We start from the raw sequence: 24,371 nt of genomic DNA, 5'->3' as shown, positions 1-24,371 counted from the left end.
CCCGGTAGCACTGACCGCTTTCTCCGCCCTTCAATCGACGACGGTCCGAACGACGAGTGTGACGAGTGACCGCAACGTTCGTCGGTATCGACCCGACGATGCGGCCCGGGTTCGGACCCTTCACGTAGAGGCCCTGCGCGACGTCGGTGCGTTCTTCGCCGACGCCGAGTTCGACGCCGAACTCGACGACGACCTCACCGACGTGGCGGCGTCGTATCTCGACGCTGACGGCGAGTTCCTCGTCGGGACGGTGGACGGACGGGTCGTCGCCATGGGCGCGTTCCGCCCGCCCGGCGACCGCGTCAGGGCCGTGTTCGACGGCCTGCCGGACGGAACGGCCGAACTGAAACGGATGCGCGTCGACCCGGCCCACCAGCGCCGTGGACACGGCCAGGCGGTCCTCGATGAACTCGAACGGCGGGCCGCCGACCGCGGCTACGAGACGCTGGTGCTCGACGTAACGGAGCGCCAGGACGCGGCGAGACGGTTCTACGAGACGAACGGGTTCGTCGAACGGGAACGGGTCGAGGTGACGGCGTTCGAGGAACCGTTCGTCCAGTGCTTCTACGAGAAATCGCTCGAGTGAGTCCGCCCGGACGGCCGGGTCAGCGCATGCTGATGTCGTCTTCGTCCTTGATGATGCGCGTCTCCGCCGTGCCGCTCGTCCGGTCGTTGACCATGTCGTAGAAGTCGTTCTGCATCCCCGCGGGGAAGGTGACGACGCCGATCCACGAGCCGTCGTTCTGCCACTCCTCGCGCTCGAGTTCGCCGTAGTTCCGCACCTCGGCCTGCGTGCTCCCCGCGTAGTCCGCCGGGACGTGGACCGCGACGGTCACCTCGTCGAACCGGATGGGGATGATGGGCCGGAGCATGTCCAGCGCGTCGTCGACCTGGCTCTCGACGGGTTGCATCGGGTCTATCTTGAACCCCGCCTCCTCCAGCGCGGACTCGATGCGCTCTGGTGGGTGCGGTGCGTCGTCCATCTGCGGGTTGACCGCGTTCCGGGTGATCTTGTTCACCAGTTGCTTGCGCTTCTGTTCCTGCATCTCGCGGCGCTGTTCGGCGGTTATCTGTATCTCGCCCCGCTCGATGACCTCGGGGATTATCTCGAGGGGGTCCGTCGTGCCGAACACCTCCTCGAGGTCGGCCTCGGCCGGTCGGTCCCCGCGCGAGGCGTCCTCGAACACGTCCTCGGCCGCGATGACGTCCTCGAGGTCGCCCTCGAACTCCCCGCGTTTGATGGCCAGCGCCGCGTCGGGGTCGACGAGTACCTCGAACCGCGCGCCGTGGCTCTCCAGTCGCGCGGTCACCGCTTCGTCAAGCGAAATCATACCCGAACGTTACGCGGGGCGGTTAAAAAGGTGTTTCCCGGACGAGGACCGGCCGACCCGCGGGGCGGTGCCCTGCCGCGGTCACTCCTCGGACTCGTCGTCGGCCTCCGCCTCGTCGTCGCCGGATTCCTCCCCGGACGGGAGCAGGTCGAACGCCTCGAGGTACTCGCCGATCTCCTCGTCGGTGAGTTCGACGAAGGTCTCGGACTGGGCGTCGATGGTCGCCATGCCGACGCTCTCGGGTTCGAGTTCGTCGTCGTTCGAGGTGCCGAGGGCGCGCAGGGCGAGTTCGATGCCGCCGTCGAGGTCCGCATCGTCGTCGTAGTTGTCCTCGAGGTACTGCTGGGTCTGGTTCCGGTCGGCACCGACTGCGAGCGCCTTCCACTCGTAGGGGGTCCCGGAGGGGTCGGTCTCGAAGAGGCGGGGTTCGCCGTCGTCGATGCCGCCGACGATGAGGGCGACGCCGAACGGGCGCGCACCGCCGACCTGCGTGTACTGCTGGATGTGGTCGGTGACGTGCTTCGTCAGCGTCTCGACGCCGATGGGTTCGCCGTACCGGAGCTGGTTCACCTGGGCGTCGCGCCGTGCGAAGTCGATGAGCTGTCGCGCGTCGGCGACGTGGCCGGCGCTGGCGATGCCGACGTGCCGGTCGGCCTTGTGTATCTTCTCGACGCTGGTCCGCTCCATCAGGGGCGAACGGATGCGCTTGTCCACCGCCAGCACGACCCCCTCGTCAGTTCGAACGCCGATACTCGCCGTCCCGCGCTTGACCGCCTCGCGGGCGTACTCGACCTGGTAGAGACGTCCGTCCGGGGAGAAGATGGTGATCCCCCGGTCGTACGCCTGCTGTGAGGCTTGTCCTTGCATTGTAGATCACTCGAAATCGAGGTGCGTCGCGCCGACGAACCGTCCGTCGACCCGCACGTCGAGGACGTCGTCGTGCACGAACGCTGGCCGGTCTTCGTCCTCGAAGGCGACCGTTCTCTGGGTCGGGGCTTCACTCGGCCGTCCTAAATACTTTTCTTCACACGCCCGTATCGTCCCCGAGATTCCACGGACGTGGAGGCCGACGTCGTGACCGTCGACGCTCGCCAGGCAGGCGAGCGCGGCACGCGCCTGCGTCGTGTGACCGTGTCGGGCGCGGACGACGGCCTCGCCCGTCCCGCCGTCGAAGTCGAACCGGACGACGGTGCAGTCGGCGTCGGCGCTCCCGGCGTCGCCGAGCAGGTTCTGCGCCGCGTACCACAGGTCGCGCTGGAAGGTGCTACGCGACAGCTGGGCGTCCGGCGTCGACTCCAGGCCGACCGCGAGGTAGCGCCACCGCGGTCGGATGTGCTTCGGGAGGTGTTTCACGGTCCTGTTCGACCTTCGACGCGTACCGCATTGAAATGCTCGAAGTTCGCGTCCGTCCGTCCCCGGGTCAGACCCCGGCGACCGTGGTATCCGGTGGCGAGACGACGACCAGCGCCTCCAGCGGCGTCTCGACGTCGACGAACCGGTGGTCGTCGCCGCGTTCGACGTGGAGTACGTCGCCGGCCTCGACCTGGTGCGTCTCGTCCCCGCGCCGGAAGCGGGCCTGCCCCGAGACGACGGAGTACACGCCGTCCCCGCCGATCGGTCGGTGCGGACCCTCCGTCCCGTCGGTCACCCTGTAGAACCGCATGCTGAACGTCTCTTCCCGGCGGAGTTCGACGAACCGGTCGTCGGTCTCGGTCACTCGCTCCCTGAGTTCGTCGAGCGCGTCGTCCCCAAGGTCCCCCTGCGTGAAGCGGTGCATGCCCTCTGCAACGGCAGGAGGTATAAGTATCTCTTGGACCGTCGCCACCAGCGGACCGGACTAGGACCCGTCGTCCTGGACGCGCTCGGCGACGAGGACGCCAACCTGGTCGTGGACCGGGTCGACCGCCGTCAGCGCGAACCCGGCGTCGGTGAACGCGTCGGCGAGGTGGCCGACCGTCGAGGGGTCGTCGACCTCCGGCGAGTAGAACGGGTCCTCGGGGTCCGGTTCACCGAAGAACATCACGTCGCCGAGGACGATGCGGTCCGGGCCGAGGGCCGCGAGCACCTGGATGGCCTGGCGCTTCTCCTCGTCGGAGAGGTGGTGCATGGCGAAGTTCGAGACGACCACCTGGACCGGCCCGTCGTAGTTCGGGTCACGGAAGCGACCCTCGCCGAACTCGACGTTCTCCAGGCCGGCCGCCTCGGCCTTGCCACGTGCCTCGTCGAGCATCCCCTCGCTGATGTCCCGGAAGACGACGCGGCCGGCGTCGTCGGCCAGCGACAGGCCGATGGCGCCGGTACCACAGCCCACGTCGAGGACCGTCTCGGTGCCCGTCAGCGCGTCGCGGGCGTGTTCGAGGACCAGCGAGACGCAGGCGCGGTACTCCTCGGTCTGGTTGTGCTCGTCGTCGTACTCGGCGGCGACGTCGTCGAAGCGGGCGGCGTGCTCACGTATCGTCTTCTTCATACCGTCCGCTACGCACGCCTGGCTCAATGAAGGAATCGGACTGGCGCTCGCGGTTGCGCTCGGCGAGGTGGCCCCACTCGGCCAGCCCCTCGCGTATCGCGTCGGCCGTGAAGCCGACGACCTCGCCGACGGCCGCGAGTTCGCGGGGTGCGCGCAGGTGGAGGTGCGACGTGGGGTCGACGCTGACGACGTAGGGGACGTCGTACTGTTCCACCAGTTCGCGGAGCTTCCGGAGGTCCTGGAACGCCTGCACCCGGCCGCCGCCGGTGAGCCGGCACACCCGGCCCAGGTCGAACTCGAGGCGGACGCCGTTGGTCGCGGCGGCCTTCGCCAGCACGTGGTTCACGTCGCCGTCGCCGGCCATCGGATGCGCGAGCACGTCGATGCGCTCTTGCTCGACGGCGAACCGGTTCAGGGCCTTCGTGCCGCCGTCGACGAGCAACACGGTGTACTGCCGCCGGTAGTTCCCGACGTAGCCGCTGGCCTGCGAGGGGCCGTCCGCACGAATCTCGAGGCCGCGGACCACGTCGACGCCCGTCGCCTCGGCGACGGCGTCTGCGTCGAAGTCGGCGCGGGCGTCGCCGTGGTTCCGGACGACGACCCCGTCGTAGCCGTAACTGGCGGCGGTGTGGGCGTACCGAGAGACGGTCGCGTCCCCGTCTGGGTGCGCGTGGACGGCCTCGTACATCGACTGGTCGTTCAGCCAGGAGTGACCTTACGCTTCTGGTCCGCGCCGGTCAGTCGTCAGCGTCGGCGCCGGCGTCGGCGTCGGCTTCCGCCAGCAGCGATTCGAGCGTCTCGCGGGCGTTGACGACCGCCTTCTCCCGTTTGGCGGGGTACGCCTCTACCTTCGCACGGAAGGTGATGCCCTCGCCGAGTTCCGTCTCGCCGGCGAAGGCGGCCTGCTTGTCGAGTCGCACGAACAGTTCGCAGTTGTCGGTGACCCGGTCGTCCAGTTCGTCGAGCAGTCGCTCGATGTCGTCGAGTTCCGCGACGCGGGCGAGGACGTGCCGGACGTCGTCCGCGTTCTCGACCCGCGCCGAGAAGACGACGATGCGGTCGCCGTGGTGGCCCTTGCTCTCCTGCCGGTCGACCTCGAACTCCTCGGGCAGGAAGTGACGGAGGGCGTCCTCGACGCGTTTCTCGTCCTCCGTCGCGTAACAGAACGCCCGGAGGTCGACGTAGTGGAACGGTACGGACGACATTGGGAGAGAGACCGGTGTCGGGGCGTTACTCCTCGTCCTCGTCGACGAGTTCGAGCTGGTCCTCGGGGATGCCCTGCTCCTGCCCGTCCTCGAAGCTGACGGTGTAGGTGGCGTCGCCGAACATGGTGTCCATGACCTGTGTGATCGTGCCCGTCTCGCCGTCGAACTCGCTGTGCTTGTCGTGCAGGACGACGACGTCGTCTTCCTCGAAGCTCATGTTCCGTGGTACCCGGGGCTGCGATAAAAAGGGACTGATTCTGGACGATACGTCGGCCGGAACGAGCGCGGACGAGGGGACGGTTCGTGCCCGTTCAGGCCGTCGTCTCGACGCCGAGTTCGGACAGCAACGTCTCGGCTGCTGCGGTCGACGACCCCGGCCCGCGGCCGGTGACGAGGTCGCCGTCGACCTTCACCGAGGTGTCCTGGTCGAGTTCCGCGTCCCACTCTCCGCCGGCGGCGACGACCTCGTCCTGGACCCAGTACGGGAGCTTTCGACCGTCCGGCAGGACGTCGTTCTCGTCCACGATGCCCTCCTCCCACTCGTTGGGGAAGCCGGTGACGTTGCGGCCGGAGACGACGTACCGGCCGTCCTCGTCGTGGGCGAACCCGAGGAGGCCGACGGCGTGACAGACGACGAGTGCGACGCCGTCGTCGCCGGCCACCGTCTCGCTCAGCAGCGTCCGGGCGTGACGGTCCTGGTTGATGTCCCAGACGGTCCCGTGACCGCCGGGGAACACGACGGCGTCGTAGTCGGCGGCGGCGACCGTCGCAAGCGGTTCGGGGTCGTTGAGTCGGTCGTCGTTCTCGATGACGTCACGCGCGTGTTCGGCGAACTCCTCGCCGACCCTCTCCGGGTCGAGCGAGCGCTCGTCGACCACCGGTGGGTCGCCGTTCGGCGTCGCCACTTCGACGTCGACGCCCGCCTCGGTGAGGGTCGCCAACGGTTCGATACACTCCTCGGCCCAGTAGCCCTCCTGACTGACGACGAACAGTGCTGATACCATAGAACGACCCTACGGTAGCCAGACCTTTCATAATCGAGGAACCGGCGCGGACTGCCGACATCGTCCACGTATACCTTTTTGTGGCCCGTCGACGAGGTCACCCCAACGATGTACGTCTCCCTCCATCCACCCCGTCGCGTCGCGGTCGACCGCCCGCCGTCACCCTGTCGGACCCGATGACCGTCGACGACCTCTGGTACCGCGCCCGCCGTGCCAGCCAGGCGGGCCAGCAGGCGTACCACCGACTCCGAGAACGGCACCCCGACGCGGTCGTGACCGAACGCATCGAACGCGTCGGCCGCCACCGGTTCCGTCGCCTCGTCGGCCGCATCGACCGGTCGGGAGCGCCCTTCGGTTCCCACACCATCGTCTACCGGCCGAGTGCCGACATACTGCTCGTCCGCCACGAGGGCGTCGACCTCTGGGTCGTCCCCGGCGGTGGCGTCCACGAGGACGAGACGTTCCGGGAGGCCGCCGAGCGCGAACTCGCCGAAGAGGCCGGCGTCGAGGCCACCTACGACGGGCTGGCGATACTCACCCGCGTCGAGGTCGTCCACGGCGACAGGTCCGTCGAGGGCGTCCTCCCGGTGTACGCCGCCCGGGCGGAGACCGACGACCCGCACGTCGCCGACCCCGACGACGAGATATCGGCCGCGCGCTGGTTCGAGACGCTCCCCGATGACACCCGCGACCGCGACTCACTGGTGGACTGGCGGGACCGGACGCTCCCGGTCTGACCGTCACCGTCGTCGTCCCCCACGAGACGCCGTCGCACACGGCCGAAACGCTGTTGTGGGTTCGCCGACCACGTCGAACCGTGACCCTCTTCTGACGCCCCGGACGGGCACCGCGCCGGACCGTTCGTAGTATCCCCGTCTCGACGACGCACCGCCTGCAACCGACCAGCGACAGCGATACGCTAGCCATGAACGTACGACGACCGCGACCCGACGAACACGACCGAATCGCCGACGAACTGCTCTGGCCGTCCTACGAGGGGGCGGGCGACGACGACGAGTACAACGAACTCGCCGACGACGCGTACGAGGCGGCCGCAGACCCGACGCTGTGGACCGACGAGGAGGGCAGCGTCATCTTCGTCGCCGTCCGCGACGGGACGCTCCTCGGGCACGTGACCGGCTTTCGCTCGGAGTCGGGACCGCTCTACGCCCGCGGCCCGACCGCCTACTGCGACGGCCTCTACGTCCGCGAATCCGCCCGCCGCGACGGCGTCGCCACGGCCCTCTTCGACCGGTTCGAGGAGTGGGGCCGGGAGAACGACTGCGACCACCTCGGTGTCTCCGTCCACGTCGAGAACGAGGGAGCGCGACGCTTCTACGACTCGCTCGGCTTCGAACCGACGTTCGTGAGTCCGCGAAAACCGCTCTGACGGACGGCAGCAGGCGCCCCTACCGTCAGACGTCGCCGAAGGTCTTGCCGTCCTGCGCGTCGGCGTTCATCCGTCGGATGGTCGCCCGCGCCTGACTGGCGTCGTAGCCGAAGTAGACGTCCTCGGCGTACTCGTCGGCCACCTCGGCCGCGTGGCCGAGCGCGTCGACGTCCACGTCGACGGCGTACAACTCGACGGAGAACGGCTTCGAGAGCGCGTCGCGGAACCCGCTGGCGATGACCTCCAGCCAGTAGGTCGTCGAGTACGCCATGTCGTACAGCGGGACGACGAACTCGTCGACGTACTCGGCGAGGGCGTCGAGGTCGAGACCGGCACGGCGGTAGAGGTGGCCCGGGTACGGGTCGGGGTAGAGCGTGAGGTAGACGTCACCCGGGATGCGGTCGGCGGCGTCGGCCACGAACCCGGTGATAACGCTCGCCCGCCACTCGAACCGGTCCTCGTCGCTCGCCTCGCGCAGGTCGTAGTCGGCCGGGTCGCCGCCCTCGCGGTCGGCCAGCCACTCGGCGAACCCCTCCTCGCAGTGGTCGCAGTAACAGTACTCCTCGCGGGGGAAGCCGACGTCGTCGAGGCGGACGTCCCCGTTCGCGGCGACGCAGTCCGAGATGGTCTCCAGCAGGCCGGCCCTGTACCGGTCCCGACTCGGGCAGATGTAGCCCCAGTCGAAGTAGGGCCGGTCTCGCGTCGCCGGTTCACCTTCGTCGCTGACGGGGACGAGGTCGGGTTTCGCCTCGCCGGCGGCAGTGTCGCCGAAGCACGAGACCATGTTCACCGCCGACGGGACCGGTTCGACCGCCCGACCGGTCACGTCCTTGACCTCGTAGAACGACCGGTCGAACTCGGGCCAGTCGAGTTCCTCCTCGTTGCGCGTGACGACGCCGTACATACCCCAGGCTACGGGGCGTCGGACGCGTAAATGGTTCGGAACGATGCGTTCAGGCTTCCGCGACGTCGTAGTCGACCTCGATGGTGGATTCACCGCCGCGGCTGACCATCCTGTAGACGACCACCGCTACGACCAGGGCTAGCAGGAGTTTGACCTTTCCGGACATACGAGCAGATTCGGTCGCTGATTATTTAATCCTGCTGGCGTGGTCCGTCCCGACGGACGGAACGGGCCCTACTCGCCGGCGATGTGGTCGGCGATGTCCTCGCGGAGGATGGTCTCGCAGTAGACGCACCGCGCGCCGTCGCGCAGGACCTCGAAGCGCGTCTCGACCGGTTCGTCGGCGTTCGTGATGCAGTCGTGGTTCGGACACGAGAGCACGCCGCTGACGCTCTCGGGTCGTTCGACGCGGTGCTTCTCGACCACCTCGTAGTCGCGGACGATGTTGATGGTCGCGTCGGGCGCGATGAGCGAGAGCACGTCCACCTCGTCCTGGCTCAGTTCGCGGCCCTCGACCTTCACGATGTCCTTCGTCGCGAGTTCGTCCGATGGGACGTTCATCCCGACGGACACCTGCTCGCCGCCGGTACCGTCGATGCCGAGGATGGCGAGGACGTTGAGCGCCTGTCCGCCGCGGACGTGGTCGATGACGGTTCCGTTCTGTATCTTCGAGACGCGGAGTTGTTTCTCGGTATCGGTCATGCGTCACCCTCCAGGAGCAGGTCGAGCAGCGCCATCCGCACCGGGACGCCGTTGTGGGCCTGTTCGAAGTACTTCGCGTGGTCGGTCTCGTCCACCTCGGGTGCGATCTCGTCGACCCGGGGGAGCGGGTGCAGGACGGTCAGGTCGTCGCGGGCCGCGGCGAGCGTCGCCTCGTCTATCTGGTACTCGCCGGCGACGCGCTGGTACTCGTTCTCGTCGGGGAAGCGCTCGCGCTGGATGCGCGTGACGTAGAGCACGTCCAGTTCCGGCAACACGTCGTCCAGTTCGGTGTGCTCCCGGACCGTCGCGCCCGCCTCGTGCAGGTCGTACCGGACCGACCGGGGGAGCTTCAGCGACTCCGGCGAGACGAAGTGCTGGCGCACGTCGAAGTTCGTCAGCGCGTTCGCCAGCGAGTGGACCGTCCGGCCGTACTTCAGGTCGCCCATGATGCCGATGGTCAGGTCGTCCAGTCCGGCGTTCTCGCGGATGGTGTAGAGGTCGAGCAACGTCTGGGTCGGGTGGTGGCCCGCCCCGTCGCCCGCGTTCACCAGCGGAACGTCGACGAACTCGCTGGCCATCTTCGCCGCGCCCATCAGCGGGTGCCGCAGGACGAGCGCGTCGGCGTAGCCCGAGACGACGCGGATGGTGTCTGCGAGCGACTCACCCTTCTTGACCGACGACGACTCGACGGACCCCATGTCGACCACGTCGCCCCCCAGTCGTTTCATCGAGGCCTCGAAGCTCATCTTCGTCCGCGTGCTCGGCTCGTAGAAGCAGAGGCCGAGGAGACGCCCCGCGTGTCGCTCGCCGAACGACGCCGGGTTCGCGTCCACCTCGGCAGCGCGGTCCAACACCGTCTCGATGTCCTCGCGCGAGAGTTGTTTCGCCGTCAGCAGGTGGTCGTGACGCATCGGTTCCATAGGGTCGCCGTGTAGCCTTCAATCCAACCATCTCGGACCGACCCCCGCGTTCCGGGGCGCGCGGTGCTCACGGGCCCACGAATCCTTTTATACGGTCGTGCCGAACGCGCCCACATGAGTCTCGACGACCGCGCCGAGGAGCTCGCCTCCGACCTCGGCGTCGACAAACAGGAGGTCAAATCCGACCTCGAGAACCTGGTGTCGTACAGCGTTCCGATGGACGAGGCCGTCCAGAGCCTACGCCGGAAGTACGGCGATGGCGACGGCGGCGGCGGTGGGGGGTCCGCCCCCTCGAAGCGCGACATCGCCGACGTGGCGACCGACGACAGCAGCGTCGCCATCACCGCCCGCGTCCTCACCGTGGGCAAGCGCTCCATCCAGACGCAGGGCGAACAGCGGACCATCTTCGAGGGCGAACTCGCCGACACGACGGGGACGATATCCTACACCGCCTGGACCGACTTCGGCCTCTCGCCCGGCGACACGGTCCAGATCGGAAACGCGAACGTCCGCGAGTGGGACGGACACCCCGAACTCAACCTCGGCGAGAGCACGTCGCTCTCGTTCCTCGAGGAGGACCTGGACGTCCCCTACGAGGTCGGCGGCGAGGCGACCCTGCGCGAACTCACCTCCGGCGACCGCGGCGTGGCCGTCGAGGTGGCGGTCGACGAGGTCGAACGACGGACCATCGACGGCCGCGACGGCGAGACGGACATCCTGAGCGGCGTGTTCGGCGACGAGTCCGGCCGACTGCCGTTCACCGCGTGGGTCCCCCACGAGGCCATCGAGGACGGCGACTCCGTCCGCATCGAGAACGCCTACGTCCGCGAGTACCGCGGCGTCCCCGAGGTGAACGTCTCGGAGTTCTCGACCGTCGAACGCCTCGACCGCGAGGTGGAGGTCGGGTCCGCGGCCGACGAGGTGAGCGTCGCCGAGGCCATCGCCTCCGGCGGCATCTACGACGTCGAACTCGTCGGGAGCGTCCTCGCGGTCCGCGACGGCTCCGGCCTCATCGAGCGCTGTCCGGAGTGCAACCGCATCGTCCAGAACGGCCAGTGTCGCTCACACGGCGACGTCGACGGCGTCGACGACCTGCGCGTGAAGGCTATCCTCGACGACGGCACCGCCACGGTGACCGTCGTCCTCGACCGCGAGTTGACCGAGCAGGTGTACGACGGGACGCTGGATGACGCGAAGGAACAGGCCCGCGACGCCATGGACAAGGAGGTCGTCGCCGACACGATACGCGACCGCATCGTCGGCTTCGAGTACCGCGTCCGCGGGCACTTCTCGGTCGACGACTACGGGGCGAACTGCGACGCCACCAGCTTCGAGCGCACAGACGACGACCCGACCGACCGTGCCGTTGCGTTCCTCTCGGAGGTGGACGCATGAGCCAGCGTCGCGTGCGAATGCGTGGACGGCGGACCGCCGGTCCGGAGGTGGACGCATGAGCGACGTCCAGCGACGCGAGGTCGCCTACCGGTTGTTCGCCACCGAGTTCGACGACGCGACGCTCTCCCACCAGGAGGCAGACGAGGAGCGAGCCCCGAACTACGTGATTACGCCGACGGGCGCACGCGTGAACCGACTGTTCGTCGTCGGCGTCCTCACCGAGGTGGAGCAGGTCAACGACGACGTGCTCCGGGCACGTGTCGTCGACCCGACCGGCGGGTTCGTCGTCTACGCCGGGCAGTACCAGCCCGACGAACTGGCGGCGCTCGAACGGCTGGACCCGCCGACGTTCGTCGCGGTGACCGGGAAGGCCCGGACGTTCACGCCGGACGACTCCGACCGCGTCTACACCTCGGTCCGCCCCGAGAGCATCAGCGAGGTGGACGCCGACACCCGCGACCGCTGGGTGGTCGACGCCGCCGAGCAGACGCTCGAACGGGTCGCGACCTACGCCGTCGCCGCCGGCCTGGACGAACGGGGCGACGACCTCAGGGTCGCGCTCGAATCGAAGGGCGTCGCCCCGGGACTCGCCGACGGCGTCCCCCGGGCGATGGACCACTACGCCACGACGCCCGGCTACCTCTCGGCGCTCCGCGAGACCGCCCTCGATGCGGTCCGCGTGGTCGCGGGCGACCGCGACGAGGTCCCGGCGCTCTCGGTCGGCCCGGCCGACGAGGGCGACGGCAGCGCGACGTGGGCCGACCTCGCCGACCGGGAGCGCGCCGCGTTCGGCGCCTCGGCGGTCCCCGGCGGGGAGACGGCAGGTTCCGGACCCGAGGAAGCGGCCGAGGCCGAGGCCGGCGTCGAAGCAGAAACCGGTGCCGGGGCCGAGGAACCGGCCGCCCCAGAGGCGGACGCGACGACAGACGAGGCAGCGGCGTCGTCGGACGACGAAACTGCCGAGTCGGAAACTGCCGGCGACGAGGACGAGACGGGCAGCGAGACCGTCGGCGTCGGCGACTTCGAACCCGGCGACCTCGGCGGCGAGGCGTCCGAGACCGAGACGTCCGAGACCAAGACGGCCGAAACCGAGGCGGCCGAAACCGAGACGGCCGAAACCGAGACGGCCGAAACCGAGGCGGCCGATGCAGAGGCAACGCCCAAGGAGGTCGGCGGCGGGATGTACGAGATGGACGACGAGGAGCGGGAGGAACTGGAGGCGGAGTTCGGCGCCGAGTTCACCAGCGGGACCGAGGTCGACGACCCGGGCGAGGCCGACATCGAGTCGCCGGAACCCGAATCCGACGAGGCAACAGCAGACGAACCCGAACCCGAATCCGACGAAGCAACAGCAGACGAACCCGAAACCGAAACCGAAGAGGCAGCAGCGGCCGAGGCGGCCGAGGAGGCAGCAGCCGACGCGGCCGTCGACCTCGACGAGCACCTCCTGACCGTGATGGCGGAACTGGACGGCGGCGACGGCGCGGACCGCGACGAACTGGTCGACCGAGTGGCCGACGAGACCGGCGCGTCCGAGGCCGACGTCGAGGACGCCATCCAGGACGCGCTCATCGGCGGGCAGTGCTACGAGCCCGACGACGGCAAACTGAAGGCAATCTGAGTCGATGGTCGGCGTCGAACCGGTGCCAGACCGGCCGGCCGCCGTCGTCGACACCGGCGAGGAACGCGCGCTGGTCGTCGCCGACGTCCACGCCGGCATCGAGGACGCGTTCCGGTACGAACGCGGCGTCCACGTCGAGAGCCGTGCCACGGAGCGTCGCGAGCGCGTCGTCGACCTCGTCGAGGCGACCGACCCCGACCGGTTCGTCGTCCTCGGCGACTTCATGCACTCCATCGGTGGCCCAGGCGGGGCCGAACGCGGCGAGATAGAGGTCCTGCTTGAGGCGGTCGACCGACCGACGACCGTGGTCAAGGGGAACCACGACGGCGACATCGAATCGTGGGTCGACGCGACGGTGACGCCGGGCGACGGCGTCCGCCTCGGCGAGGTCGGGTTCGTTCACGGTCACACGTGGCCCGGACGCTCGGTGCTGGAGGCGAGCGTCGTCTGTGTCGGCCACGAACACCCGTGCGTCAGACTCGTCGACGAGGTGGGTGGGAGCCGGGTCGAGCGCGTCTGGTTGCGGGGACCCCTCGAACGGGGACCGTTCGCGGAACGGACGCCGGACCTCGACTGGCGAGCACCCGAACTGGTCGTGTTCCCGGCGTTCAACGAACTCTGCGGTGGGACCTGGGTCAACACCGACCAGAACTTCCTCGCGCCCTTTCTACCGGCCGCGTTGCCGACGGCGCAGGCGTACCTGCTGGACGGGACGCGACTCGGCGAGTACACCGAGGTGTGACCGCGTCGGGGTCGAGGCGGAGTCTCAGGTCTCGTCAGACGCCTCGGCGTCGGCGGTTCCCTTGCCTCCCGACGCCGCGCCCGGGGCCACGACGTCTGCCGCGTCGGTGGCCTCGTCGAAGGCGTTGTCGGACGGACCCTCGAGCATCGCGAGTTCGGCCTCCAGTTCGACGATGTGGTCGGCGAGTCGGCCGATCTCGTCCTGGAGCGTGCGGAGTTCGTCGTCGTCCGCGTTCTCGGCTATCTCGGCCACGTCCATGTCGTCGTCGACGAGTTCCGCGATGGTGACGTCGTCGCCGTCCGGGCCGGGGAAGTCGGTCTCCTCCAGTTCCGCCTCCAGTTCGTCGGCGTCGACGGGGTCGAACTCGGCGGCGAGTTCCTCGAACGTGGCGACCACCTCGTCCTGGGAGTCCGGTTCGGCGGGTTCCGCGGTGAGTGGGGAGACGAACACGTCGACGACCTGTCGCCGGTCGGTCAGCGCCAGCACGACGCGTTCGGGTGGGTGGTCCGTCACGACGACGGCCTCGACGAGTTCGGAGTCGCCGGTGTCCGTGACCCGTCGGCCGCCGAGGTCGAAGGCGTTGGCGAGTTCCTGTGCGACGACGACCGCGCCGCCGCCCCTGTACGCATCCCGCGTCTCGACGCGGACGAGGTAGGAACCGGGGGCGGTCGGTCCGTCGACCAGTTCCTCCAGCACCGCGTCGTCTGGCGGGCCGAGTTCACAGGCCCCGCCCCGGACGACCGGGTGGGACCAGTCCTCGACTGCTGTCGTCGTCGTCACCGTGGCGTCTCCGGTCCGGGACCCTGCCGTGGTCGCGTCGTCACCGGGCGGCGCGGCACCCTGCCCCGGCGCGTCGGGTCCGGTCGCGTCTCCGGCCGTCGCTCTCGGGTCCGCTGGCGTCGACAGCGACCGCTCGACCGCGGCGCGAATCCGGGCGAAGGACTCGTCGGAACTGAACCGGCCGTCGACGGAGCGGACGTCCGTCTCGACGCCGACGGGCCGGAGCGATGGTGCGTTCGGGTTCGAGGTGACCCGCAGGTGGGGACGCCCGAAGAATCGATAGACGTGGTCGGGTTCCTCCAGCCATATCATGAACAGCGTCACCACTGTCTCGCCGGGCGGGACGGAACCGGTGTAGACGAGGCGACCGTCGGTGAACGCGGTCCAGTGCTGCCCGCCGTGGTCGGCGTGGACGGCGACGTGGTCGAGTCGCACGGGGTCGGGGAGTCGTTCGGTCAGCCGGACGCCGACCGGCGCGTCGCGGGTCGACTCGATGGCGAACTTGACCGCAGGTAACGGGAGCGTCTCCAGGTCGAGCCCCTTCCTGACGACGACACCGTCCAGCTCGGCGTCGAGGGTGTACCCCCCGTACCACCCGCCGGGTACACGCATTCGACTCTACCACCACGGCACGGGGAGATAGTCGCTTTTATCAATATTACAACATCATGCGTTGAAACGAAGTCCCGAGCGACTTATTCTGCTCGCGCCGTTACTCCGGTCGATGACAGAGGGAGCGGCCGCCTTCACCGTCCTCGGCGACGAGGTCCGGGCGGCGCTGTCGGACCGGGGGTTCCAGACGCCGACGCGGACACAGGGACGAGCCGTGCCGCCGATCGCGGCCGGCCAGCACACGCTCGTCGTCGCCCCGACTGGAACGGGGAAGACGGAGACGGCGATGCTCCCGGTGTTCGACGCGCTCGTCGAGAACCGCGAGGAGCGGTTCGGCTTCGGCGCGCTCTACGTCACCCCGTTGCGGGCGCTGAACCGGGACATGCGCGAGCGACTGGAGTGGTGGGGCGAGGAACTCGACCTCTCGGTCGACGTCCGCCACGGCGACACGACCGACTACCAGCGCTCGAAGCAGGCCAACGACCCGCCCGACGTGCTGGTGACGACGCCCGAGACGCTCCAGGCGATGCTCACCGGGTCGAAACTCCGGACGGGCCTGGAGGATGTCGAGCACGTCGTCGTCGACGAGGTCCACGAACTCGCCGCCTCGAAGCGGGGCGCGCAGTTGACCGTCGCGATGGAGCGCCTGCGTGAACTCGCCGGGCCGTTCCAGCGCGTCGGCCTCTCGGCGACCGTCGGCGACCCGGAGGAGGTCGGCGCGTTCCTCACCGGTGGTCGCGGGTGTGCGATTCGACAGGTCGACGTTGGGAGCGACCTCGACGTCTCGGTCGTCGAACCCGAGGTCCGCGACGACGACGAACGCCTGGCGAGCGAACTCGTGACCGACGCGACGGTCGCCAGTCACGTCCGGGCCATCCGCGACATCGTCGACGAGCACGAGTCGACGCTCGTCTTCGTCAACACGCGCCAGACGGCCGAGGCGCTCGGGTCGCGGTTCAAGGAACTCGGCGACGACATCGGCGTCCACCACGGGTCGCTCTCGAAGGCGGCCCGAATCGAGGTCGAGGACCAGTTCAAGGCCGGCGACCTCGACGCCCTGCTGTGTACCTCGTCGATGGAACTCGGCATCGACGTGGGGCGCATCGACCACGTCGTCCAGTACCAGAGTCCCCGGGAGGTCGCCCGACTGCTCCAGCGCGTCGGGCGGGCGGGGCACCGCCGCGACGAGGTGTCCTCGGGCACCATCGTCACCACCCGGGCCGACGACACCTTCGAGGCCATGGCCATCGCGCGTCGTGCCAGGGAAGGGGCGGTCGAACCGACGGCCATCCACGAGGGGAGCCTCGACGTGGTCGCCAACCAGTTGCCGGGCATCGCGATGGACGCCGACTCCATCTCGGTCGCCGCCGTCCACGACCTGCTGACCCGGGCGTACCCGTTCCGCGACCTCACCGAGGCACAACTCCGGTCGGTTGTCGACGAACTCCGGGGGAACCGCGTCCTCTGGTACGACGATGACGCAGACGCCATCGAGACGACCGGCGGCACCTGGCAGTACGTCTACGCGAACCTCTCGATGATACCGGACGAGGAGACGTACGAGGTCGCGGACATGGCCAGCGGCCAGCAGGTCGGCACGCTGGACGAGCGCTTCGTCGTCAACTTCGCCCAGCCGGGCGAGGTGTTCGTCCAGCGCGGCGAGATGTGGCGCATCGTCGACGTGGACGACGAGGACTCGACCGTGAAGGTCTCGCCGGTCTCGGACCCGGCCGGCGAGGTACCCTCGTGGGTCGGCCAGGAGATTCCGGTCCCGGAGGCGGTCGCCCGCGAGGTGGGCGACCTGCGCGGCGTCGCCGAACCGCAGTTCGAGCGCGGTGCGCCCCGGACCGCCGTCGCCCGCGAGTTCGCCACGCGCTACCCGGCCGACGAGGACACCGTCGTCTCGGCGCTCTCGCAGTTCGAGGACCAGGTCGACGCGGGCGCACCGATGCCGACCGGGGACCGCATCGTCGTCGAGGGGCGAGGGACCACGTTCGTCGTCAACGCACCCTACGGCCACACGGTGAACGCGACGCTCGGTCGACTGCTCTCCTCGCTCCTCGGCCAGCGCGCCGGGTCGACCGTCGGCCTGGACACGGACCCGTACCGGATCGAACTCGAGGTCCCCTCCGGCGTCTCGCTCGGGGAGGTCCGCGAGGTGCTGCGGACGACCGACCCCGACCACGTCGAGGCCATCATCGAACTCTCGCTGAAGAACTCCGACGCGCTGAAGTTCCGCCTCACCCAGGTCGCCGCGAAGTTCGGCGCGCTCAAGCGCTGGGAGGGCGGCGGCATCTCCGGCGACAGGTTGCTCGCCGCGTTGCGTGACACGCCCATCTACGAGGAGGCGGTCCGCGAGGTGTTCCACGAGGACCTGGCCGTCGACGCCGCCGCGGCCGTCCTCGAGGCCATCCAGTCGGGCGACTGCGAGGTGGTCGTCCACGGCGACCGGACGCCCATCGGACTCGACGGTCGCTCGGCCGGAAAGGAACTGCTCTCGCCCGAGAACGCCGACGCGAGCGTCATCGAGACGGTGAAAGAGCGCATCCGGAACGACCGGGTCATCCAGTTCTGCGTCCACTGCACCGACTGGAAGCAGAAGACGAAGGTCAGGCGGGTGCGCGACCAGCCAGAGTGTCCGAAGTGCGGGTCGACGCGGATCGCGGCGCTGAACCCCTGGGACGAGGAGACCGTCGCGGCGGTCCGGGCGACCGAGAAGGACGAGGAACAGGACCGACGGACCCGTCGGGCACACCAGGCCGCCGGACTCGTCCAGAGCCACGGCAAGCAGGCGGTCGTCGCGCTTGCGGCCCGGGGCGTCGGCCCGACGAACGCCGCCCGCGTCATCAACAAACTCAGGGAGGACGAGGCGGCCTTCTACCGCGACCTGCTCGCACAGGAACGCGAGTACGCCCGGACCCAGAGCTTCTGGTGACGCCGGCGCCGCCACCGATAGCGGTAAGGGCCCACCCGGTCCATCTCGTCGCATGAGCAGCGAACTGGACCGCGTGCTCGACGCCCTCCACGAGCGAGGATTCGACTCCATCACCCGCGACGACGGCTTCGACAGCGCAAGCGGGTCGGTCGCCGTCCCCGAGGAGTACCGCCGCGAGCCACGGGTCGGGTGGCGAAAACTGCTCCCACGGACCTACGACGGCGGCGACCTGAACCTCGTCCCCGACGAGGTCAGGACGGTCGTCGAGGAGCAGGGTTGGACGGTCCAGCCGATGGGCCGGGACGACGAGACGGTCACCGTCGTCGTCTCGAAACACGGCGTCTGACCACTCGACCGCACGACCGGCCGATCGCCCGACGGTGACGGCGATGACTGCGACCCGCTCCCGAAACGCACAAATCCCCTCGCCGCGCCGTGTCGTACGATGCGATTCGTCTCCGACGGTCTTCGCTACGCAGGAGTCGCGCTCGCGGCGAGTCCGGTCGCCGCCGTGGTGGGAACGCCGCTCGCCGGACTGGCCTTCGTCGTCCTCGCCGCCGGCATCCTTCACTTCTTCCGCGACCCGCCACGGTCGCCACCCGCCTCGGGCGTCGTCTCGCCCGCCGACGGGCGCGTCTCGGTCGTCCGCGAGGAGGGCGACCGACTCCGCGTCGGCGTGTTCATGAACGTCACCGACGTCCACGTCAACCGCGCACCGGTCGACGGGACCGTCCGCGAGGTGGAGCACACGCCCGGCGCGCACAGGCCGGCGTTCACGAAGGACTCCGACCGGAACGAGCGCGTCCACGTCAGACTCGACGCGGCCGACGGCGAGACGGAGGTGACGCTCATCGCCGGCGCGTTCGCACGGCGCATCCACCCGTGGGTCGAGGCCGGCGACGAACTCGCCCGGGGGGAGCGACTCGGGCACATCGCGTTCGGGAGTCGGGCCGACGTGCTGTTCCCGCCCGGCGTCGAGATGGACGACCTGCTCGTCTCGAAGGGCGACACCGTCAGAGCCGGCGAGAGCGTGCTGGTCGACCAGTCGTAAACTACCCCACCCTACTCCCTCGGCGCTACGCGCCTCGGTCCTCGAGGGTGGGGCTTTGATGTGGACTCCCGGCGATCAGTCTCCGGCAATCGGCCGGTGACTCTCACCGTTCACCGTCCCACCAGTTATACGCAGGTCTACTTCTGCGTCTCCGCTCCCCGACGTGGGCGAGGACCGGAGTCTGTGTGTTCGCTTCCGGGCGTACCGGAGCCCGATGTTCTTCGCGCCGTTGTAATCCGCGTTCACCTCGTACCCGCACTTCTGGCACTCGAAGTGTTCCCCGTGACGGTTGTCCTCGTGCGTGAACCCACAGTCCGTCCGAGAACAGCGCTGGGACGTGTGGTTCGGCTCGACCTGCTCCACGGAGACGCCCTGCTCGGGCGCTTTGTACTCGACGTACTCGATGAGGCGTCGGAACGCCCAGACGTGGTGCCACGTTGCGTGTGGAAGCCGCTCGCGGATGTCGGTCAAGTCCTCGAACGCAATCACGTCACAATCGTGCTCGACGGCTTCCGCGACGAGTTCGTTCGCAATCGTGTGGATGTACTGTTTGCGCCACGCGTCTTCGCGTTTGCCGAGGCGAAGCAGGGCGTTGTGGGCGGCCTGGGTGCCGCGCTGTTGCATCTCACTACGTCGCTTTTCGAACTCGCGGCACCAGTGGTCGTAGTCGTCTCCCTGCCAGAAGCGCCCTGTTGAGGCGACGGCGAGACTGGTGACGCCGAGGTCGATACCGAGGACCGTTTGGTCGGGGTGCCCGGTATCTACCGAAACCTCGGGGTCGTCGCCGTCAACCCGCCGAGTCGAGATGTGGAGGTAGAACTCGTCGGTTACCGCGTCGTACCGAAGCGTACTCTCACGGAACTCGTAATCTTCGGAGAGTACGTACCGCTCGTAGGGTGTCGGGCTGTCTGCCGGGAGAACGAACGACGGTTCGACCCGGCCCTCGACAGTTGCCAGCGACACCTCGTTGCGGTAGAAGGTCGCGCTCCGCGTGTCGTAGTCCATCGTCTCGGCGGTGAACGTCGGGCAAGAGACGCGCCGTCCCTTCTTCCATCGTTCGACAACGCCTTTGACGGCTTCGACAGCTCGCCGGATGGCGGCTTGGACGAGTTGTGCCTGGAGGTCTGTCTCCTCTCGAAGTTCGGCGTAGAGTGCGTCACGAACCTGCCGCTTGTTGGTCTTGCACTCGGTGTAGGAGGTGTCGGACCAACAGTAGTCAGCGGTGCGGTTCGCGCAGTACAGGTATTGCTCGGCGGTTCGGCGGAGTGCGTCGCGTTGCTCGTCGGAAACGGCGAGTTTCACGACGGCGGTTCGACTCACGCCCATACTTCAGAGGAATCCCAACGGTACTTATTTATTCGGGAGTCGACCGGTCGTAGTATGCCGGTTGTGTCGCACCGTGTCGGTTTCCTCTCCGGCCTACTCGCGCCCTTCGCTACGCTTCGGTCGCTCCTTGAGGCCGGAGGCTCCACCTTGAATTACGCTGAAGCCGGGGTCACCGGAAGAGCCCTTCGAGCCGGGCGTAGGCCGCCGACGCGACGTACAGCCAGCAGAGCATCGCGGCGACCGCGACGAGGGCGCCGAGCAGGCCGCTCCCGAGGACCAGGGGGAACGACGGCTCGTCGACGGTGGCGACGCTCCGGACTGCGACCGCCGGCAGGCCGAGGAGGACGTTCGTGAAACTCGCGTAGCCGATGGCGACGGCGACCGCGAACGAGACGAGCAACGCCGCCAGTCCGACGACCTCGAGGACGACCGATTTCGGTTCGGTATCCGACACGGCCCCAACTGCAGGGACCAAGGGGAAAGCGTTGACGCCGACCGAACCGCCGGGGCGTGACGCAACTTTTAGGCCCCGAGGTCGCGTGCGTTCGCCCGTGAACTGGAAGGACGTGGGAGACGGCGTCGACCTGCCCGACGCCGGCGAGGCGATAACCCGCCGGCGAGCGCTCGGTGCCATCGGCGGACTCGGGGGCATCGGCGCGGCGAAGGCCGTCGACAACGTCCTGCTCGGCTACGGCATCGTCGAGGGGACGAACCTCGTCGACATGGACCTCGCACCGGTCGTCGGCGAGCGCCTGCGACCCCGACCGACCGGCACCAGCGTCGGCGAGTACGACCTCCGGATCGAGAGCGGCGTCGCCCACCTGACGGGCGACGGCGTCGACGAACGGGTGGTCCTCCCCGGGACGACGCGGGCCGACGCCGCAGCCATCGACGACCGACTCGGCGTCGACCTGTTCGAACCCCTCGTCGTCGACGACGAAGCCCTCGCACCGATGGTCACGGCCAACGCCGCCGACGTCGAGGGCGTCCGGTTCGAGTTCTCGACGTACGAACCGTTCTTCGAGCGCGTGCGGTCGGGGAACGCCCGCCCGTCGGCGGTCGCCCGCCTGCGGGAGAACCACTACGACCGGATCGAACCGGTCACGGTCCAGCGGTTCTCGACGGCCGACCCCACCGACCCGGAGGCCGTCGTCGACGGCCTCGTCGGTGCCTTCCGGGACTACTCCAACTACGACATCCCCCGGTACGCGGCCGGGTCGGTCGAGGACAACGTGTTGCTCGGCAGCGTGGACCTGCGCCAGTACTTCGAGTCGCCCACCTCCTTCGAGGCGCTGGAGGCCGGCGAGAACAGCGGCCTGTTCTGCTACGAGTTCGTCTACCGGTCCATCGAGGCGTTGCACGCTGCACCCGCGTTCGCCCAGACGACGCCGGTGTTCGCCGGGTACGTCCACGACCGCCGGCACAAGCACGCCTACACCGCCATCGGGAGCGTCCTCCGCGAGGACGGCGACCTCGTCGTCCCGATGACGTTCGTCGACTACACCCACTCGACGCTGTACGACGACCTGCGACTCCGGGGCGTCATGGGTCGCGGACTGGAGGCGTACAACGACCGGCACTACGCGACCGACGTGTACTGGTGAGTACGGTCCCTCGACGCGTGGTAGCAAGTACATAACAAGGGCTCCGGGACGGGGAGCACCGCCATGGTGTCTGTTACCGAGCTACAGGAAATGTTCGCGGACATGGTAACCGCCAGATACTACGAGGAGCGACTGCAGGAGGAGTATCTGGAGGGGAAACAGCCGGCGTTCGACATCTCGGCCGGGCCGATACCGGGCGAGTTGCACCTCGCCGCCGGGCACGAGGCGGCCGCCGCCGGGGTCTGTCAGCACCTCCGGGACGACGACGCGGTGACGGCGACGCACCGACCGCACCACGTCGCCATCGCCAAGGGGGTCGACCTGAAGCGGATGACGGCGGAGATCTTCGGGCGCGAGACCGGCCTCGGGAAGGGGAAGGGCGGCCACATGCACCTGTTCGACCCGGACGTGAACTTCGCCTGCAGCGGCATCATCGCCGAGGGCTGCCCGCCGGCGGTCGGGGCCGCACTCGCGGCGAAGAAGCGGAACTCGGACAGCGTCGCCGTCTCGTACCTCGGCGAGGGTGCCATCGAACAGGGGGCGTTCCTCGAATCGCTCAACTTCGCCAGCGTCCACGACCTGCCGGTCGTGTTCGTGGTCGAGGACAACGACTGGGCCATCAGCATGCCCAAGGAGCGCGTGACCGACGTGGAGGACGGCTCCCAGCGCGCCGACGGGTTCGACATGCCGGGTGTCAGGGTGGACACCGACGACGCCGTGGCGGTGTACGACGCCGCGAAGGAGGCCATCGGCCGTGCCCGCGACCAGAACGGCCCGACGCTCCTCGAGGTGCAGGTCCACCGGCGGATGGGTCACTTCATGGGCGACCCACAGAGCTATCGGCCGGAGGCCGACCAGGAGGCGGCGACCGAGCGCGATTCAATCGAGCGACTCGCAGCGGACCTGCACGCCCACGGCGTCGAGGACGGCGACCTGGACGACGTGCGCGAGGACGCCCGGGACCGCGTCGAAGACGCCATCGAGTGGGCGAAGGAGCAACCGGAACCGGACCCGGCCGCCGCACAGGAGGACGTGTTCGTGAACCCGCCGTCCGGCGTTACCGACGCCGAGGCCGCAGGAGGTGACGACTGATGGCCGCCGAAGGCGAACAGGTCGAGCGCGACCTGACGATGAGCAGGGCCATGGTCGAGGCCATCGCCCACGAGATGCGCGAGGACGACGAGGTGTTCTACATGGGCGAGGACGTCGCCGACTACGGCGGCATCTTCGACAGCACGACGGGCCTGCGCGAGGAGTTCGGCTACGACCGCATCATGGACGTGCCCATCAGCGAGACGGCGTACCTCGGTGCCGCCGTCGGCGCGGCCCAGCAGGGGATGCGGCCCATCGCCGAACTGATGTTCGTCGACTTCTTCGGCGTCGCGATGGACCAGATCTACAACCAGATGGCGAAGAACACGTACATGAGCGGCGGGAACGTCTCGGTCCCGATGGTGCTGACCACCGCCGTCGGCGGCACCTACAACGACGCCGCCCAGCACTCACAGACCCTGTACGGTACCTTCGCACACGTACCCGGGATGAAGGTGGTCGTCCCGTCGACGGCATACGACGCGAAGGGGCTGATGCACAACGCCATCCGCGACGACGACCCGGTGGTCTACATGTTCCACAAGCGCCTGATGGGCATCGGCTGGATGCCCGCGCCCGACGGGCCGAAGACGCCGGTCCCGGAGGAGGACTACACCATCCCGTTCGGGAGCGCCGACGTGAAACGGGAGGGCTCGGACGTGACCGTCGTCACGCTCGGACTCCACGTCCACCGTGCGCTGGAGGCCGCCGAGTCGCTGGCCGACGACGGAATCGACGCCGAGGTCGTGGACCTGCGGACGCTCGTCCCCCTCGACACCGAGACCATCGTGGAGTCGGTGGGGAAGACGGGGCGCCTCGTCGTCGTCGACGAGGACTACCGCTCGTTCGGCGTCACGGGTGAGGTGGTCGCCAGGGTCGCCGACGAGGCGCTGGCCGACCTCGAGGCCGTCGAGCGCGTCGCGGTCCCGGACGTGCCGATTCCGTACTCGCGGCCCCTCGAACGGGCGGTCATCCCCGGGACGGACGACGTCGAAGCGGCGGTTCGACGCACCCTCGAACGATGAGTGGGGCGAACGGCCGCGTGGCGGTGACGCCCGAGGCGACCTGGCCGGACGACGCCGAGGCGGACGCCGAGGGCGTGGTGGTCAACTGGTTCGCCCGGGTCGGCAAGCGGGTCGAGGCGGGCGAGAGCCTCTGCGAGTGCCAGATAGAGAAGGTGAGCTTCGACGTCGACGCGCCGGCGTCGGGCGAACTCGTCGAGATCGTCGCGCAGGAGGACGACGAGATACACCGCGAGGACACGCTGGCGTGGATCCAGCCGTCCTAGGC

General features: G+C 68.8%; 28 protein-coding genes. 13 read left to right on the top strand and 15 right to left on the bottom strand.

The annotated features are described in order from the left end of the window. The first annotated feature begins 58 nt into the window (after positions 1-58). Positions 59-586, top strand: coding sequence for a GNAT family N-acetyltransferase (locus tag ACSC1W_RS10260; RefSeq protein WP_435347231.1), 528 nt, complete (start codon positions 59-61; stop codon positions 584-586). A gap of 19 nt (positions 587-605) precedes the next feature. Here the strand turns inward: ACSC1W_RS10260 and ACSC1W_RS10255 are convergent, their stop codons facing one another. The 9 genes from ACSC1W_RS10255 to ACSC1W_RS10215 form a co-directional block, all read right to left on the bottom strand. Further along, positions 606-1,331: a ribosome assembly factor SBDS gene (locus ACSC1W_RS10255; RefSeq protein ID WP_435347229.1), complete on the bottom strand. Its 726-nt coding sequence runs from the start codon at positions 1,329-1,331 to the stop codon at positions 606-608. Positions 1,332-1,412: 81 nt separating this feature from the next. After that, a complete protein-coding gene (psmA, locus tag ACSC1W_RS10250; RefSeq protein ID WP_435347227.1) occupies positions 1,413-2,198 on the bottom strand; it encodes an archaeal proteasome endopeptidase complex subunit alpha in 786 nt (261 codons plus the stop codon). A 6-nt stretch (positions 2,199-2,204) separates the two neighbouring features. Next, the gene (locus ACSC1W_RS10245) at positions 2,205-2,684 is read right to left on the bottom strand and encodes an Rpp14/Pop5 family protein (protein WP_435347225.1); all 480 of its coding nucleotides are present in this window, start codon (positions 2,682-2,684) and stop codon (positions 2,205-2,207) included. Positions 2,685-2,751: 67 nt separating this feature from the next. Then, the gene (locus ACSC1W_RS10240) at positions 2,752-3,108 is read right to left on the bottom strand and encodes a cupin domain-containing protein (RefSeq protein WP_435347223.1); all 357 of its coding nucleotides are present in this window, start codon (positions 3,106-3,108) and stop codon (positions 2,752-2,754) included. A 60-nt stretch (positions 3,109-3,168) separates the two neighbouring features. After that, positions 3,169-3,798 (bottom strand): class I SAM-dependent methyltransferase, encoded by a 630-nt coding sequence (locus ACSC1W_RS10235; RefSeq protein WP_435347221.1) that lies wholly within the window; start codon positions 3,796-3,798, stop codon positions 3,169-3,171. After that, positions 3,779-4,486, bottom strand: a complete 708-nt coding sequence (locus ACSC1W_RS10230; protein WP_435347219.1) for an RNase P subunit p30 family protein — start codon at positions 4,484-4,486, stop codon at positions 3,779-3,781. Before ACSC1W_RS10230 ends, ACSC1W_RS10235 begins: the two co-directional genes overlap by 20 nt. A gap of 49 nt (positions 4,487-4,535) precedes the next feature. Continuing rightward, entirely contained in the window at positions 4,536-5,003 is a 468-nt protein-coding gene (locus tag ACSC1W_RS10225) for an RNA-binding protein (RefSeq protein WP_435347217.1), read from the bottom strand. Positions 5,004-5,028: 25 nt separating this feature from the next. Beyond that, positions 5,029-5,220: a DUF1918 domain-containing protein gene (locus tag ACSC1W_RS10220; RefSeq protein WP_435347215.1), complete on the bottom strand. Its 192-nt coding sequence runs from the start codon at positions 5,218-5,220 to the stop codon at positions 5,029-5,031. Between the two features lie 94 nt (positions 5,221-5,314). Continuing rightward, a complete protein-coding gene (locus tag ACSC1W_RS10215; protein WP_435347214.1) occupies positions 5,315-6,007 on the bottom strand; it encodes a type 1 glutamine amidotransferase domain-containing protein in 693 nt (230 codons plus the stop codon). Positions 6,008-6,183: 176 nt separating this feature from the next. Here ACSC1W_RS10215 and ACSC1W_RS10210 point away from each other — a divergent pair, with 176 nt between their 5' ends. Continuing rightward, a complete protein-coding gene (locus tag ACSC1W_RS10210; protein WP_435347212.1) occupies positions 6,184-6,744 on the top strand; it encodes an NUDIX hydrolase in 561 nt (186 codons plus the stop codon). Positions 6,745-6,932: 188 nt separating this feature from the next. Then, positions 6,933-7,397, top strand: a complete 465-nt coding sequence (locus ACSC1W_RS10205; RefSeq protein ID WP_435347210.1) for a GNAT family N-acetyltransferase — start codon at positions 6,933-6,935, stop codon at positions 7,395-7,397. Positions 7,398-7,422: 25 nt separating this feature from the next. Here the strand turns inward: ACSC1W_RS10205 and ACSC1W_RS10200 are convergent, their stop codons facing one another. The 3 genes from ACSC1W_RS10200 to pyrB all read right to left on the bottom strand — a co-directional run bounded on the left by ACSC1W_RS10200 (position 7,423) and on the right by pyrB (position 9,914). After that, the gene (locus ACSC1W_RS10200; RefSeq protein WP_435347209.1) at positions 7,423-8,301 is read right to left on the bottom strand and encodes a hypothetical protein; all 879 of its coding nucleotides are present in this window, start codon (positions 8,299-8,301) and stop codon (positions 7,423-7,425) included. A 234-nt stretch (positions 8,302-8,535) separates the two neighbouring features. Continuing rightward, complete coding sequence (gene pyrI, locus ACSC1W_RS10195; protein WP_435347207.1) at positions 8,536-9,003, bottom strand: aspartate carbamoyltransferase regulatory subunit; 468 nt, start codon at positions 9,001-9,003, stop codon at positions 8,536-8,538. Next, positions 9,000-9,914: an aspartate carbamoyltransferase gene (gene pyrB / locus ACSC1W_RS10190; protein WP_435347678.1), complete on the bottom strand. Its 915-nt coding sequence runs from the start codon at positions 9,912-9,914 to the stop codon at positions 9,000-9,002. Before pyrB ends, pyrI begins: the two co-directional genes overlap by 4 nt. A gap of 123 nt (positions 9,915-10,037) precedes the next feature. Between pyrB and ACSC1W_RS10185 the strand changes: the two genes are divergently transcribed. Genes ACSC1W_RS10185 through ACSC1W_RS10175 form a run of 3 tightly spaced genes read left to right on the top strand, consistent with a single transcriptional unit; the run spans position 10,038 to position 13,681 of the window. After that, positions 10,038-11,318 (top strand): Single-stranded DNA binding protein, encoded by a 1,281-nt coding sequence (locus ACSC1W_RS10185; RefSeq protein ID WP_435347205.1) that lies wholly within the window; start codon positions 10,038-10,040, stop codon positions 11,316-11,318. Positions 11,319-11,373: 55 nt separating this feature from the next. Beyond that, a complete protein-coding gene (locus ACSC1W_RS10180) occupies positions 11,374-12,939 on the top strand; it encodes an RPA family protein (RefSeq protein WP_435347203.1) in 1,566 nt (521 codons plus the stop codon). Between the two features lie 4 nt (positions 12,940-12,943). Then, complete coding sequence (locus ACSC1W_RS10175; RefSeq protein WP_435347201.1) at positions 12,944-13,681, top strand: metallophosphoesterase; 738 nt, start codon at positions 12,944-12,946, stop codon at positions 13,679-13,681. Positions 13,682-13,705: 24 nt separating this feature from the next. Here ACSC1W_RS10175 and ACSC1W_RS10170 read toward each other — a convergent pair whose 3' ends face one another. Next, positions 13,706-15,073: a hypothetical protein gene (locus tag ACSC1W_RS10170; protein ID WP_435347199.1), complete on the bottom strand. Its 1,368-nt coding sequence runs from the start codon at positions 15,071-15,073 to the stop codon at positions 13,706-13,708. Positions 15,074-15,185: 112 nt separating this feature from the next. On the opposite strand from ACSC1W_RS10170, the gene ACSC1W_RS10165 reads away from it, so the two are divergent. The 3 genes from ACSC1W_RS10165 to ACSC1W_RS10155 all read left to right on the top strand — a co-directional run bounded on the left by ACSC1W_RS10165 (position 15,186) and on the right by ACSC1W_RS10155 (position 19,059). Continuing rightward, on the top strand, positions 15,186-18,008 hold the full coding sequence (locus ACSC1W_RS10165) for a DEAD/DEAH box helicase (protein WP_435347197.1): 2,823 nt from the start codon (positions 15,186-15,188) through the stop codon (positions 18,006-18,008). Between the two features lie 52 nt (positions 18,009-18,060). Beyond that, entirely contained in the window at positions 18,061-18,354 is a 294-nt protein-coding gene (locus tag ACSC1W_RS10160; protein ID WP_435347195.1) for a hypothetical protein, read from the top strand. A 99-nt stretch (positions 18,355-18,453) separates the two neighbouring features. Beyond that, on the top strand, positions 18,454-19,059 hold the full coding sequence (locus ACSC1W_RS10155) for a protein sorting system archaetidylserine decarboxylase (protein ID WP_435347193.1): 606 nt from the start codon (positions 18,454-18,456) through the stop codon (positions 19,057-19,059). Positions 19,060-19,134: 75 nt separating this feature from the next. Here the strand turns inward: ACSC1W_RS10155 and ACSC1W_RS10150 are convergent, their stop codons facing one another. Together ACSC1W_RS10150 and ACSC1W_RS10145 are read right to left on the bottom strand one after the other, a co-directional pair. After that, on the bottom strand, positions 19,135-20,385 hold the full coding sequence (locus ACSC1W_RS10150) for an RNA-guided endonuclease InsQ/TnpB family protein (RefSeq protein ID WP_435347191.1): 1,251 nt from the start codon (positions 20,383-20,385) through the stop codon (positions 19,135-19,137). Between the two features lie 169 nt (positions 20,386-20,554). After that, positions 20,555-20,839: a hypothetical protein gene (locus ACSC1W_RS10145; RefSeq protein ID WP_435347189.1), complete on the bottom strand. Its 285-nt coding sequence runs from the start codon at positions 20,837-20,839 to the stop codon at positions 20,555-20,557. 97 nt (positions 20,840-20,936) lie between these two features. Here ACSC1W_RS10145 and ACSC1W_RS10140 point away from each other — a divergent pair, with 97 nt between their 5' ends. The 4 genes from ACSC1W_RS10140 (at position 20,937) to ACSC1W_RS10125 (ending at position 24,369) form a co-directional block, all read left to right on the top strand. Continuing rightward, a complete protein-coding gene (locus ACSC1W_RS10140) occupies positions 20,937-21,989 on the top strand; it encodes a hypothetical protein (protein WP_435347187.1) in 1,053 nt (350 codons plus the stop codon). Between the two features lie 90 nt (positions 21,990-22,079). After that, positions 22,080-23,081: a thiamine pyrophosphate-dependent dehydrogenase E1 component subunit alpha gene (locus ACSC1W_RS10135; protein ID WP_435347677.1), complete on the top strand. Its 1,002-nt coding sequence runs from the start codon at positions 22,080-22,082 to the stop codon at positions 23,079-23,081. Next, positions 23,081-24,106 (top strand): alpha-ketoacid dehydrogenase subunit beta, encoded by a 1,026-nt coding sequence (locus tag ACSC1W_RS10130; protein WP_435347185.1) that lies wholly within the window; start codon positions 23,081-23,083, stop codon positions 24,104-24,106. Before ACSC1W_RS10135 ends, ACSC1W_RS10130 begins: the two co-directional genes overlap by 1 nt. Further along, positions 24,103-24,369 (top strand): lipoyl domain-containing protein, encoded by a 267-nt coding sequence (locus ACSC1W_RS10125; RefSeq protein WP_435347183.1) that lies wholly within the window; start codon positions 24,103-24,105, stop codon positions 24,367-24,369. The genes ACSC1W_RS10130 and ACSC1W_RS10125 overlap by 4 nt, the downstream gene beginning before the upstream one ends. The last annotated feature ends 2 nt before the right edge of the window (positions 24,370-24,371 follow it).

Origin of the sequence: Haloarchaeobius marinus (assembly GCF_051207415.1) — an archaeon.
Classification (GTDB): domain Archaea; phylum Halobacteriota; class Halobacteria; order Halobacteriales; family Natrialbaceae; genus Haloarchaeobius.
The sequence above is the reverse complement of the archived record's forward strand: the minus strand, read 5'-3'. Positions and strand labels throughout refer to the sequence as shown.